11 protein-coding genes are annotated in these 14,148 nt (G+C 47.5%); all 11 read right to left on the bottom strand.

Annotation, left to right across the window (positions count from 1 at the left end; genetic code table 11):
- Positions 1-41: 41 nt before the first annotated feature.
- The 11 genes from LC508_RS27765 to LC508_RS27715 all read right to left on the bottom strand — a co-directional run bounded on the left by LC508_RS27765 (position 42) and on the right by LC508_RS27715 (position 14,142).
- Positions 42-656, bottom strand: coding sequence for a helix-turn-helix domain-containing protein (locus LC508_RS27765; protein ID WP_103732206.1), 615 nt, complete (start codon positions 654-656; stop codon positions 42-44).
- A 74-nt stretch (positions 657-730) separates the two neighbouring features.
- Positions 731-1,573 (bottom strand): carbohydrate ABC transporter permease, encoded by an 843-nt coding sequence (locus LC508_RS27760; RefSeq protein WP_033139300.1) that lies wholly within the window; start codon positions 1,571-1,573, stop codon positions 731-733.
- A 16-nt stretch (positions 1,574-1,589) separates the two neighbouring features.
- On the bottom strand, positions 1,590-2,474 hold the full coding sequence (locus LC508_RS27755; protein WP_054353445.1) for a carbohydrate ABC transporter permease: 885 nt from the start codon (positions 2,472-2,474) through the stop codon (positions 1,590-1,592).
- 19 nt (positions 2,475-2,493) lie between these two features.
- Positions 2,494-3,789, bottom strand: coding sequence for an ABC transporter substrate-binding protein (locus tag LC508_RS27750; protein WP_103732205.1), 1,296 nt, complete (start codon positions 3,787-3,789; stop codon positions 2,494-2,496).
- Between the two features lie 25 nt (positions 3,790-3,814).
- A complete protein-coding gene (locus LC508_RS27745; RefSeq protein ID WP_103732204.1) occupies positions 3,815-5,479 on the bottom strand; it encodes a glycoside hydrolase family 32 protein in 1,665 nt (554 codons plus the stop codon).
- Positions 5,480-5,792: 313 nt separating this feature from the next.
- Entirely contained in the window at positions 5,793-6,770 is a 978-nt protein-coding gene (locus LC508_RS27740; protein ID WP_033139296.1) for a LacI family DNA-binding transcriptional regulator, read from the bottom strand.
- Positions 6,771-6,863: 93 nt separating this feature from the next.
- Positions 6,864-8,258 carry a glycine--tRNA ligase gene (locus tag LC508_RS27735; protein ID WP_225305278.1) on the bottom strand — a complete coding sequence of 465 codons (1,395 nt, stop codon included), beginning with the start codon at positions 8,256-8,258 and terminating at the stop codon, positions 6,864-6,866.
- Between the two features lie 209 nt (positions 8,259-8,467).
- Positions 8,468-9,223, bottom strand: coding sequence for a DNA repair protein RecO (gene recO / locus LC508_RS27730; RefSeq protein WP_033139294.1), 756 nt, complete (start codon positions 9,221-9,223; stop codon positions 8,468-8,470).
- A complete protein-coding gene (gene era / locus LC508_RS27725; protein ID WP_033139293.1) occupies positions 9,220-10,125 on the bottom strand; it encodes a GTPase Era in 906 nt (301 codons plus the stop codon). Before era ends, recO begins: the two co-directional genes overlap by 4 nt.
- Positions 10,126-10,138: 13 nt before the next feature.
- Positions 10,139-13,057 carry an insulinase family protein gene (locus LC508_RS27720; RefSeq protein WP_118594044.1) on the bottom strand — a complete coding sequence of 973 codons (2,919 nt, stop codon included), beginning with the start codon at positions 13,055-13,057 and terminating at the stop codon, positions 10,139-10,141.
- Between the two features lie 203 nt (positions 13,058-13,260).
- Positions 13,261-14,142, bottom strand: a complete 882-nt coding sequence (locus LC508_RS27715; protein ID WP_054353444.1) for a hypothetical protein — start codon at positions 14,140-14,142, stop codon at positions 13,261-13,263.
- Positions 14,143-14,148 lie beyond the last annotated feature (6 nt).

Below are 14,148 nucleotides of genomic sequence, written 5' to 3'. Positions count from 1 at the left end.
TGATACTTTTCGTATCACGGGCTTTTTCCCTGTATTACAGGCTATTTCATACTGCTTTTCTTTATCAGCAAAACCACTTTAACCATGAACAGCATAAATAAGAGTACAGTCACATAAGGCTCCTGGGACACGGCAAAAACCAAAATGGTCAGCGCGTGCAGCCAGATAGAACAGGTACTGCAGATTTGCATTTTCCTCTCATCCTTAAAACGCTGTATCCATATCTCAAAAGCACCAAAGGCCGCCATAGATATGAGCACAATATAATAAACTGTTTTGATAACGCTGGGAATCGTCGTATTGGAAAGCAGTGTCACCATATGGATATAATCCGCTTCACGCTCACCGAAAAGCGGAAGAATGAAAAAAATCAATACAGCAAGATCCAATATTCCAAACATCAAACCGTATATGGTGTTGATATTTGTCCTGTTTTCCGTTTCCGCCAGGGTCAATAACTCATTGCCGGACAGCAAGTCATCTATGGATACAGAAAATAATTTTGATATGGCTTTCAGGGATTCAATATTCGGGTACCCCTTTCCGCTCTCCCACTTGGAAACAGCCGCTCTGGACACATAAAGTTTCTCCGCAAGCTGTTCCTGTGTCATATTATTCTGTTTCCTGAGCTGCTGCAGCTTTTCGTTAAATTCCATATCTGCCTCCTCCCATGCCTGATATATTTCTTCCCATATTATATATGACAGGCGGAGAAACAGCAAATATTTTCTTATCCTTTAATACCCGTGGAAGCGATTCCCTCCACATAGTATTTCTGAAGTACAATGAACATGATCAGCATGGGGATCGCCGAGATCGTCAGCGAAGCCATGATCGGTCCGTAGTTGATCGGTTTGGAGCCAAAGAATGTCTGAATCGCCAATTGGATAGTTCTCTTTTCCTCACCTGTCACCACGAGCAGAGGCCACATAAAGTCGTTCCAGTGCGCTACAAAATCAAGGATCAGCACAGTGGCATACACGGTTCCTGAAATAGGCATGACGATCCGGAAAAAGGTTTTCACCGGGCCGCATCCGTCAATGGCTGCTGCCTCTAAAAGGTCATTCGGCACATCCAGGAAAAACTGGCGGAACATATAGATGCTGAAACATTTTGCCACAAAGGGAACCACAAGCGCTGCCCACTGGTTGATCCATCCCAAGTCAGCCATCTCCCTGTACATAGGAAGCATAATGGCCTCCGGAGGAAATACCATAAGGCTGATCACCAGCGTCAGAAGAAGATTTTTCCCTTTAAACTCAAACTTTGCCAGCGCGTAACCGCAGATGGAGTTGATAAACAGATCCAGCACCACAATGACAAAGACATAAAACAAACTGTTGCAGATAAATTTCCACATGTCAATCCTCTGGAACACCTCCAGATAATTGCTCAGGGACGCTCCCGTGGGTATAAACGTACGCAGAGAATTCAGTCCCTTAAAAATACCTGCTTCCGGCTTCAGGGATGAGGATATCATCCAGATGAGAGGGGATACGAAGATCAGCGCAACCAGTGTATTCCCTATGTAAAATACTGCGTTTCCCAGACGGGTTCTCTGTTTCTGTGTCATAGTTTTCCGCTCCTTTCTAATCCGCTTTGATCAGTTTCTTCATGCCCAGTGACAATATGACCACAATGACGAAGAAAACTGCAGCCACTGCACAGGCATATCCGAAGTTACGCTTCTGGAAGCCCTGTTCATACACGTAATATACCATGGTCCTGGTAGAATTCTGGGGGCCGCCTTTTGTCATGACATATGGCTGTGTGAACAGTTTCATTGCCTGGATGACTGTGATCATGATCACATATTTGATCACATTTTTCAGATCCGGCAGGGTGACATAGAGGAAGCTTTTTAATCTGCCTGCACCGTCAATGGAGGCTGCCTCATACTGTTCTTTCGGAATACCCTGAAGCCCGGCTAAAAAGATCATCATCTGGTAACCGGCTCCCTGCCATGCTGACATGAAGATAATGGAGTTCATGGATGTCTTTGGATCATTCAGGAATCCGCAGGGCTCCATTCCCAGTTTTACCAACAGTGCATTTAAAAGTCCGCTGTCCGGGTTAGAGTTGTAGAGCACGGTCCAGAGAATCGCCACAACAACCATGGAGGTGACCTGAGGGCTGAAATATGCTGCTCGGAAAATGGAGACACCTTTTCTTTTGGACGATATGAGCATGGCCAGCGCCAGTGCCAGAACCGTCTGAAAGGGTACGACCAGCGCGGTAAAATAAAGAGTATTGGTAACCGCCTTCCAGAAATCCCCGTCCCCAAACAGCTCTGTAAAGTTGTTAAATCCACAGAACTTAATATGGTCGGGCCTCATAATATTGTAATCGGTAAAGGCATATCTGACTGTCTGCAGTGCAGGATATATCAGAAATGCCGCCAGCAGGATCACTGCCGGAATGACAAACAGGTATGCTGCTTTCTTTTCACTGCGTTTGTTAATGGCTTTTTCCATCTTTCTCCTCCTCCCCGGATCAATCTTCATCCGCATAATACTTGTTGTAATCCTTATCCGTATCTTCCGCCACCTTATCAAGCGCTTCTTTCGGGTCCACACCTGTGAAAATGTTCACCATGGCCTCTGAAAATCCTGCGGAGAGCACACTGTAGGAAGGCGTTCTCGGCCTTGGATGTCCTGTCTCCATAAGCTGCTCTTTAAAAAGAGAGCGTGGGTATTCGTTATACTCTGTGAGCACTTCGTAGCTTGACTGTCTTGTGGGCGGTTTCGAGATTGCCTTGGCGTAGGTGGTCACATTGTCCTCTGAGAACAGGTAATTCATAACCTCCTGCACTGCCTCTCTGTCCTGTGTATCCCTGGTCACGGCTGCTGCCCAGTCACCTGTGGGAGAAGTAGGTGTTCCACCCTTGTCCGCAACGGGGAAATAAGTAACTCCCCAATTCAGATCCGGATAATCCTTTTCCAGTGTAGCGACTTCCCAGGAGCCTCCCAGCATTGTGGCTGCCCTTCCGTTGTGGAATTCCTTCTGGATGGGGTCCAGATTGGCATATCCGTTCTGAATCAGTTCATTCAGAAACGTGGCTGCCTCCACACCGGCCTGGCTGTTGATATAGCCATCCGCTTTGCTGCCGTCCTCACTGACAAAATCCGTGCCGTTGGAGATCCAGAACTGCTCCAGCACATAAGGAAGACCTTCCCCTTTATCCATAATGATGTTGGTGCCCATCACACCGTCTTTTGTAAGCTTCCCGGCTACATCCGCAAACTCGGACCAGGTCCAGGCATCCTCCAGCTTATCCGGTGCCTTAATCCCTGCCTCGTCAAGCATATCCCGGTTGTAATAGAGGGCTACGGAACTTTCTGTTGCGCCGATGGCGTAGATTTTCCCATCGTAAGTACCCTGATTTTTAGTGGAATCCAGAAAGTCATCCCAGTCCTCTTTTGCAAACATATCATCCAAGGGGATAATAATATCATTGGCCGCGTATACGGAAACCGTCGGTCCGTCCACATACAGGATATCCGGCAGGTCCTTGGAGGTAATCGCCGCGTTTACCTTGTCCTCATAAGCATAGGAATCCGCACGAACAATAGCTTCCCTTTTCAGATGGATTTCTCCCTTGTGCTCCGCATTAAAAGCATTGATTTTTTCTTCCCACCACTCTTCAATGGCCGGTTCGTCACTGGGACTCCAGATGGTGATCACAGACTCTCCGTCTTTATTCACCCGTTCCTTTGCATTTCCACAGCCGGATATCATAGTAGATACCACTGTCGCTGCAAGAAGTATGGCAACTGCCCGTTTTTTCATTTCCCTCTCTCCCTTCTCACTGCTGTTACTGCCAGACTGACTGCATCTTTGTAACTTCTGCCCGTGTTACTGCCTCAGGTCTCTCCGCTTCCAGTACAAAACACCCTTCTGTGCCGGAGTTGTAAAACAGCTTGATGCCTGCTGCCTCCCCGCCGTTTATAAAGATTTCCACTGCTCTTCTGTCCACAAATATCTCCATATCCCTTACCATATCCACGTCTGCGGGAAACGAAATTCCCTCACTTTTCACACCGGATGTGCGGATTCCCGCAAAGTCTTTTTCTTTTATAAAACGTATCTCTTTCTTCCCATCCCTGCCCAGCAGCAGGTTAAAATCCGTATTCTCCGAAAAGGTGATCTCCGCATAAAAACTGTTTCCCGCTATGTGTTCCAGATGGATATTTTCCTTTTCTCCCGTATAGAGCCGCTCACTCTTCAGCGTATAGATCTCCTCCGCCGGAGTCATATAAAGCCTGTCATTCTTTACATGCAGCACTCTTGGAATGGTCATGCTCCCATAGGCGCCGTTCTCCACTTCCACATGTTCGCCGTAAAAATCTGAGATCCAACCAATGGCGATTCTTCTTCCCTCGTGCTCAAAGCTCTGCATGGCATAGCAGTTGCTCCCGAAATCAAACCATCCTGTGCTCTTCACGGTAAAATTCTCATCCCTGAATTCTCCTATGTAATAACGGGACATCTGATATCTGCCGTACACATCCCTGTGGCACATAAGTGCTCCCCACGCAGTAAAACTTCCATCCAGAGGGAAAAAGTCAGGGCATTCAAAGCAGCGCACACCTTCTTCCGGCTCCGTAACCAGGGGTTTCACGTAATCCCAGTGCTCCATATCTTCAGACCGGTACAGCAGTATGGCTGCCTGCCCATCCACAGCACTTGCCAGGACCATGTACCACACATCACCGACTTTTAATACCTTAGGGTCCCTGAAATCAAAGGATGCTCCCACGGGATGCTCCCCGATCACCAGCTTCTCCGGTTCAAATTCCAGCATATCCCGGCTTCTGGTCATCCACTGCTGCTGCACGGTCTCCTCTCCGTCCTCCATGGGTCCCAGATGTCTGGTCAGATAGAAAACCGTTTCATCGTCCAGCACCACCGCACTTCCGGAAAATGCTCCCCCTTTTCGTATATCTGCCTGTTCCAACACCTCCTTCTGTGGCTCCAGAACAACGGGAAGATGTGTCCAGTGGACCAGGTCCGGGCTGGCTGCGTGCCCCCAGTACATGTTGGACCATTCCTGACCATGGGGGTTGTACTGATAATACATATGATAATATCCCTGATACCAGCAAAGGCCATTGGGGTCATTCATCCAGTTCTTCCACGGCGCAAAGTGATATTGTTCCCGATAGGGTGTGTCATAATAGGCTGCCGCTTCCCGGCTGCTCAGACTAATTCCCCCGTCTGCAGGTTCTATGAAGCAGATCCCCTTTTCCAGGATATTTTCACAGCCGCTTAAATACGCCAGTGATATTTCCGCATCCCGGCTTGTCAGTTCGTAACTGCTCTGTCTTTCCACGGGGATTTTCAGCCACTGATAATACTTCTTCCCTGCCTCATATCTGTTCTCTCTGCCCTCTTTGTCTCTCAGAACCACATATCCTTTTTTTCCTTCCACTGTTCTGGTCATGATCTCCAGACATGTATACTCACCTGTTTGTATCATATTTTCGCCTCCTGTATGGCACTTTATAAAACCGGTTCTATAATTCTTTCCCTTAATGTATAGCATTTTTCTCCTATTTATATAGGTATTATTGGAACATTTTATGGAACCCGTTCCATGTATATGAGTATAGGACGGTTTGACGGTTTTGTCAAGTGCTTTTCTGTACGAATCCATAAGACACAAAAAAAGGCCCCCGTTTTTATTGTGCAACATGCACAAACGAAGGTCTCTTCCCATTTTTTATATGAAATTTATCCAAAACCCAAAAGTCGTTTTTATGAGTTATCCGCAACACCAATTCAGAACTTTGTCACAGTGTCGTCCCGCCGAACTGCATTTCCACATCCAAAACCTGTCTGTGAGGCACGCCTTTCCTCTCCTCCACCAGATCGAGAAGGGTATTCACACAGAGCTCCGCTAATAATTGTACATTCTGCCGAACAGCTGTCAGTCTTGGATATACCATGCGTGTCACATCCATGCCGTCAAATCCTATGATTTTTATATCCTCCGGCACCCGGATCCCCTTCTGCAGCACTGCGTTCATACAGGCAATGGCAGCCATATCCCCGCCGAACACACCGTCAATGTCAGGGTGTTCCTCCAGAAACTTTTCCATTCCCGTATAATGGGCGTTCCAGTCAAACACATTCCAGTCCATAACCATGTTAAGTATCTCCACGCCCTGTTTCTGCATGACTTCTTTAAAGACACTGTGGCGCTCCTGGGCGGCAACGCCCGGGGCAACACCGGATATCTGCAGCACTTTCCTGCATCCGTTCTTTAAAAGCAGTTCTGCCGCCATGCGCCCTCCCATGGCATGATCACTGCCGATAAGAGGGATACCGGGGCCAAATTCCCGGTCTACGGAGACAATGGGTTTCTTCCGCTTCAGGTATTCCTCCTCGTCCAGGGAATGGGCTGCTGTGATGATGCCGTCCACAATATTCCTGTCCAGCATATCCAGGTAATCCTTCTCTCTGTCGCTGATGCCTATAGTATTGCAGATCATGGTCTTATACCCCTGGCGGTAAAGCTCCATCTCTATATGTTTTGCCAGGCAGGAGAAAAAAGGATGGTCCAGGTCAGGGACCATGACTCCTACAATGCCGGTCCGGTTCCTGTACAGATTTCTCGCAAGCTCATTGGGCGTATATCCCAGCTTCTCGGCTGCCTTTTCAATTTTCTTTTTCGTATCCGGCGATACGTAACCGGTTCCATTCAAGGCTCGGGAAACAGTTCCCACGCCCACACCGGCCTGTTTTGCCACGTCTCTGATACTGGCCATTTTTTCTGCACCTCTTTCCCCGTATATAACAGAAGCTGCTGTACCGCCCGTCACCGGCCGGATACAGCAGCATATCTATTCTTTCAGCAATCGTTAAAAGGCCATTTTTTCCTCAAAATAAGCTTTCAGGTCTTCGATCTTTACTCTCTCCTGCTCCATGGTGTCACGGTCACGCACAGTAACCGCTCCGTCTGTCTCAGATTCAAAGTCATATGTCACGCAGAACGGTGTACCGATCTCATCCTGACGGCGGTAACGTTTGCCGATATTACCCCTGTCATCGTATTCACAGTTATACAGTTTGGACAGCTCCTGATAGATTTTGGTTGCGCCCTCGTTCAGCTTTTTGGACAGAGGCAGAACACCGATCTTCACAGGTGCCAGGGCCGGATGGAAGTGCAGCACGGTACGCACATCATTTCTCTCTGCATCCAGAACTTCCTCATCGTATGCACTGCACAAGAATGCCAGAACCATACGGTCCGCTCCCAATGACGGCTCAATCACATAAGGAATATATTTTTCATTTGTCTCATCATCAAAATATGTCATATCCTGGCCGGATACATTCTGATGCTGTGTCAGGTCATAGTCTGTTCTGTCCGCAATACCCCACAGCTCGCCCCATCCGAAGGGGAACAGGAATTCCAAGTCTGTGGTAGCCTTGCTGTAGAAGCTCAGTTCCTCCTTGTCATGGTCGCGGTAGCGCACTTCCTCATCCTTCAGGCCCAGGCTGTGCAGCCAGTCAAGGCAGAACTGTTTCCAGTAAGCAAACCACTCCAGGTCTGTATCAGGCTTACAGAAAAATTCCAGCTCCATCTGCTCAAATTCACGGGTACGGAAGGTAAAGTTTCCCGGTGTGATCTCGTTACGGAAGGATTTTCCCACCTGACCGATACCAAACGGCAGTTTCTTTCTGGAGGTTCTCTGTACATTCTTAAAGTTTACGAAAATACCCTGTGCAGTCTCAGGTCTTAAATATACTGTATTCTTTGCGTCCTCTGTAACGCCCTGGAAGGTCTTAAACATCAGGTTGAACTGACGGATATCTGTAAAATTGTGCTTGCCGCAGGTAGGACATGGAATCTGGTGTTCCTCAATGAACTCCATCATCTTCTCCTGGCTCCAGGCATCCACGCTGCCCTCAATGGCGATCCCTTTTTCGGCACAGAAATCCTCAATGATCTTATCCGCGCGGAAACGCTCATGACACTCTTTACAGTCCATCAGCGGATCGGAAAAACCGCCCAGATGACCGGAGGCCACCCATGTCTGCGGGTTCATCAAGATCGCGCAGTCCACACCTACATTGTAGGGGCTTTCCATAATAAACTTTTTCCACCAGGCCTTTTTCACATTATTCTTCAGCTCCACGCCAAGGTTGCCGTAATCCCAGGTGTTGGCAAGTCCGCCGTAAATTTCAGAACCCGGATATACGAATCCTCTGGATTTGGCAAGTGCTACGATTTTTTCCATGGTCTTTTCCATCGTGTTATCTCCTCGACTTTCATCTATTTCTGCTGCCTCTGCTCTCAGGCATGGTCAGCAGTTACCTATTTCTTTTCGATTCAAGGCTGTCCGCCTGCCATAGTCTTATAAACTGTATTATGGCGCTGCGAATAGTAACATTATAACCGTAATATTCCTTCTTTTCAACCTCTATCTGCCTGAAAATGTGTTAAAATAGGGATTTCTTGCTATATTCCCTCCATCACTTCCAGTACCTGCAGGCTTTTCATCTTTTTGTCTATGTATTTTCCTGTGTATTCCCGCATGACCTTCTGCATGGTTTTCAGTACCTCCGGCCTCACCGTGAAGGTATAGAGTCTGGAAATCTCAGATGCCGCAATAAACTGCAGGGCATACAGAGAGGATGCATCCAGGCGGATACTCTTATATCTGTCCTTCTGGTCTATGCAGTTATCGCAGAAGACACCTGATCTTTCTGTCGAAAACCAGTAAATCTCCTCTTTCTTTCCGCATTTCATGCACTCAAACAGGTTGGGATATTCTCCGTTGATCACCATTGCCTTCAGTTCAAAAATGCAGCGTATGAGTTTATTGTCAATCTTCCCGCTGACCAGAGCCTTTAACGTAACATAGAGCAGATTCAGCATTTCCTTCTCATCGGTATATTCTCTGGCATAGTAATCCGCAAATTCCAGAAAGTAAAATCCATAATAGACCCCCGGCTGCCTGGAAGCCAGCTCCGTGAAGTAATGCAGCACAGAGGCTGATTTCATCTGATAACTGGTCCTCCCCTCATAGACAGAGAAGGTGCCGAATACAAAGGGATTTGCCACGGCAAGAAGGGAGCTGTTCTGCCGCCTCGCTCCCTTTGCAAATACCGTTATTTTTCCGCGTTCTCTTGTGAGAAGCACCAGCCTTTTATCAAAATCCCCCACCGGCATGGAGGATAACACCATGCCGGTCACCTGCACTGTATCTGTCATATCTCTTTTTTATCGTATCCGAAATTCTTGATCAGATAGTCACTGTCTCTCCAGTCTTTTTTCACTTTTACCCAGAGCTTCAGGTTCACCTTCTGCTCCAGCATCCGTTCAATCTCAAAGCGTGCCGCACTGCCGATCTTCTTCAGCATAACACCCTGCTTGCCAATGATGATTCCCTTGTGGGATTCCCGCTCACAGATGATGGTTGCTTCTATATCCACCAGATTCCCGCCCGGACGTTCCTTCATAGTATCAATGGTAACAGCGATCCCGTGAGGAATCTCCTCCTCCAGCGTCCGCAGCGCTTTCTCCCGGATCATCTCAGCCACGATCTGCCGCTGAGGCTGGTCTGTAACAGTGTCTTCATCATAGAACTGCGGCCCGTAAGGCAGATATTTAAAAATACTCTGGATCACGGTTTCCAGGTTCTGCCCTCTCAGTGCAGAAGCGGGTATGATCTCCGCAAAATCCATGATCTTCCGGTATGCGTCGATAAAACTCAGCACTTCCTCTTTCTTTACGGTGTCCACCTTGTTGATAACCAGGATCACCGGCAGTTTACAGTTTTTCAGCTGCTCTGCAATGTGGCGCTCCCCGGCTCCGATAAAAGTGGTGGGCTCTACCAGCCAGAGAATCACATCCGCGTCCTTGAAGGTGCGCTCCGCCACATTTACCATATATTCACCCAGCTTGTTTTTTGCCTTGTGGATTCCTGGTGTATCCAAAAAGACGATCTGGCCCTCCTCACAGGTGTAAACAGTCTGGATCTTATTTCTGGTTGTCTGAGGTTTCCTGGATGTGATGGCAATCTTCTGTCCGATCAGATGGTTCATCAGTGTGGATTTACCCACGTTTGGCCGTCCGATGATCGCCGCAAATCCTGATTTGTAGTCTGTTTTCATATATTCTCCTTCGTTACAGCAGGTGTTTCACTTCCAGAAACAGTTCTTTTTCCTGCTCGATTTTCTCTTCACTTCCGATAACACAGATACGGTTCTGATCCAGCACACACGCTACCACGTCCCCCAGTGCACGGATATCCTCCGGCTGGGCGTTCAGGATCTGCATCCGCTCTTTTTTTAGATCCTCCTCCGTGATGCCGCTGAACCATGCTTCCAGGGACAGTACACCTTTTGAGGATGGGGTCATGGGCGTATCCAGTTCGCTGACCGTACCGATGATATATTTTGTCATCTCTCTCTCATCTGCTTCAAAACCGCGGATAAAGTCCGGGGTATTGCGGAACACTTCCAGTGTTTTGGATAAGTTCGGGTCCCTGTAGGAAACCAGGAAACTGTCACCGCTCCTTCTGAAATTGCTCATGCAGCCATAGGCGCCGCCTTTCACGCGCACATTCATCCAGAGATACTCATAACTGAGAATCACCTTTAAAATACGCAGACAGCCTGTGTATTCAAAGCCGCCCTCCCGGAAATTGCCTGCTGCTGCCACGTACTGCACCTGGCCTGATGTTTTAAAGCCTTCATTCTTCACCTGATAATCCGGCTTTTCTTCTGCCAGTTCCACCTTCTCGGTGTGCAGCATTTCTTTCAGACCGCGTACCTCTGTCTCAAGACCTTTATAACCCTCCCGGTCCGCCGTATAGCTGACTGTCAGATTTTCAGGACGGAAGATCATCTTCATAAGAAGCTTCAGGTTTTCTATTACTTTTCCCTTTTCCTCCTCAAAATGGCTTTCAATTTTGTCAATGAACTGGTAAAAGTCGATTCCCGCAATCTTCTCCTGGAAATACGCGTTTCCTGAGAAATAGGACGTAGCGCGCATTACTGCCGTGCTGTGTCCGGCGCTGGTCATGCTCATCTGAAGCCTGGATTTCATTTTTGCAATGATCTCATAGAGACGCTTGGTGTCATCCATTTTCGATGTGCAGATAATCTCTTTGATCATGGAGAAGACAAAGGGCAGTCCGCTGTACAATGTTTTTGCCTTGATTCCCAGCATCTGTCTGGTATTCTGATTATTCTTGGAATCTCCGAATACCTGCAGGCCAAATAAAATCCCGCCGCTGTTGGCATTGATCTCATTAAACAGGTCTGCATAGCTGTAGTTTTCCGTGTCCACATATCCCAGTACGGACTTCAGGATTCCCATATAGGGGATCAGCTCCTCCGGTACTTTTTTCACATCAAAGAGCAGTGTCAGATAACCGATTCCATTGGTGTACAGATCATGGTGCAGAACCAGTGTGTCATCCACATATCCCGGTTGATTGTGTATCTTAACCGTCTCGGTTCCTATATCTGAGCGCTCCAGCATGGGGATACTCTTGAGAGCCTCCTCCGTCTCCGGTTCATCCTGGTATTCTTTCAAATGTTTTGTGTCTGCCGCAATCTTTTCCACTGCTTCCGCAGGCAGAGATGCCTTATAAGCGGCAAGCTTTTCTTCCAGCTCTTTATCCCTTTGGGCGGCAAGTCCACGTTTCGGGTTGACTACCACAACAGACGCGTGGGGATTGTCCAGCAGATACTCTTCTATCAGTGTTTCAAAATATCCCTCTTTTGCCTTCTGCTTCAGACTCTCAAAGATATCCAGTTTCTTCAGATGGTCAAAAGGCATATCATCATCATACAGCCAGCTGTCAAACACATCAATGCCGTACATAAGCCCCTTGGGGAAGGAAGAAAAATCCGCCTCACGGAAACGAAATTCCAGGAAATTGATTCCCGCGGCAATGGCTTTTTTGTCAATTCCTTCTTTTGCGATCTTTCTGAGTGTATCCTGAATGAGATTTACAAAAGCCTCCTTATTTTCCGGTTTCGCATTCTTCGCCACAATGGAGAAAAACGGCTGGTAAATCCCGTCATCGTAAGAGCCAAGGATATCTTTTCCCATACCTGCATCCAGAAGCGCCTGCTTCAGCGGTGCTCCCGGTGCTGAGAGCAGGGTATAATCCAGGATTTCAAATGCAGTGCACTGTTCCACATCCAGACTGTCCCCCACTACCACATTGTAGGAAAGATAAGAATTTTCCTCCACAGGCTCATTTTCAGAGATGGGATACTCCATGATGATTTCCTTTGCCTGATCAAAGGGCTTTTGTCTCGGGATCGCTGAATTGACGGGAATCTCATCGTATTTAGACAGATACTCCCTGTCCATCCAGTTCATCCGCTCCTCCATATCCATATTTCCATACAGATAAATATAGCTGTTGGCCGGATGGTAATAGCGGCTGTGGAAAGAAAGAAACTCGGAATACTTCAGTTCCGGGATCACAGACGGGTCTCCGCCTGACTCCACACCGTAAGGTGTATCGGGAAACAGGGAATTGAAAATCTCCCGGTCCAGCACTTCCTCCGGTGAGGAGAATGCCCCCTTCATCTCATTATAAACAACGCCGTTTAATTTAAGAGGTCCGTCCACATCCTCCAGCTCATAATGCCAGCCTTCCTGTCGGAAGATTTCTTCTCTCTCATAGATATTCGGGAAAAAGACAGCGTCCAGATATACATGCATCAGATTCTTAAAATCCGCATCATTGCAGCTTGCCACCGGATACATGGTCTTGTCCGGATAAGTCATAGCATTTAAAAAAGTGTTCAAAGAGCCTTTCACCAGTTCAACAAAAGGGTCTTTTAAGGGGAATTTCTGGGAACCGCACAGGACACTGTGCTCCAGAATATGGGCCACACCGGTACTGTCAGCAGGCGGCGTGCGGAAAGCTATATTGAACACTTTGTTTTCATCATCATTTTCCAGCACCATAACTCTGGCACCGCTTTTTTTATGTCTCCATAGTGAACCTTTGGAGTGAATATCCGGAATGTCCTGGCAGGAAACCAGTTCGTATGCCGGCACATTTTCTTTTTTCATGGTCAACCTCCTTGATGGGTTATATTTACTGCCTATTTACGGCAGTGTACGTTCTATTGTTTATATTACCACATTTATTGAAATTATAAAACGGAAAAAGAACAAAGATTGCAGCTATTCCAACTGAGTGTGATAAAAGCAGCAAAAAGAAGCTGCTGTCAATGCCTCTGCATTCTGACAACAGCTTCTGTCCTGATTCCCAGTCACGCCGCATCCAGCGCTTCCTGAGGTATTTCCACCTCCACCGCTTCGCCACGTGATTTTACGGTAACAGCCAGCTCAAATTTATCAATGTTCATTGTCTGGCCTGTACCTGCCTCGGCAGTTAGATCTGACATCATCTTTTCCATAAGCTGTTTCATATCAATTCTGGTCCGGATGATTTCTTTATCTTTCTTGTCAACATATAAATCCAGATTTACTTTTTCATCATTCACCTGGAAATCTCCCAACACATCTTCCTGACCCGGGACCTGACTGGCCATATCAAACAGACTATTCAGCACCTCACCGCCTATGGATGCGTGGATCACATAGCACTCAGTGGAATTTTCAGTGTCCAGCTCCAGCGTATCCTCGGTCATGGACAGAGACTCCTCCTGGATTCCCTGATAGAGTTCCTGGCCGGTGAACACAAGAGCACCCATATTACCGCTGGAAGCATCCATCTCCGTCTTCTGCCATTCCTCCCCGTTTTTTGTATACGTGATGTATTTTTCTTCACTCTTCACCGTATAACTCTCAATGGGGACCGGAATCTGCATGGACATGATCTGCATATTCAATTCTCCGTCCATGCGCATACGCTCTTCCTGGAACTCCATATCAGCATCCATATCCATCTGAATAGCAGACTCCTGCACGTCACCAAGCAGCTCCTGCGCCTCCTCAAGAGGCACTGCAGCCTTAAAGTTCATGGTCATGTGAAGTTTCCCTGATTTGAACTGTTTCTGATTGGAAATCACTTCTTTCAGAAGTTCTTCCGGGGACTGCTCCTTTGCCTGCTCTTTGCCCTGCCCGCATCCTGCCAAAAGCAGAAGCGGTACCAGCACAGCCAGACATAGCTTTCTGAATTTTCCTTTCAAATTTTT

It is taken from the genome of Blautia parvula (genome assembly GCF_020215665.1).
GTDB lineage: Bacteria > Bacillota > Clostridia > Lachnospirales > Lachnospiraceae > Blautia > Blautia celeris.
This window is presented reverse-complemented; position numbering and strand designations above follow the sequence as displayed.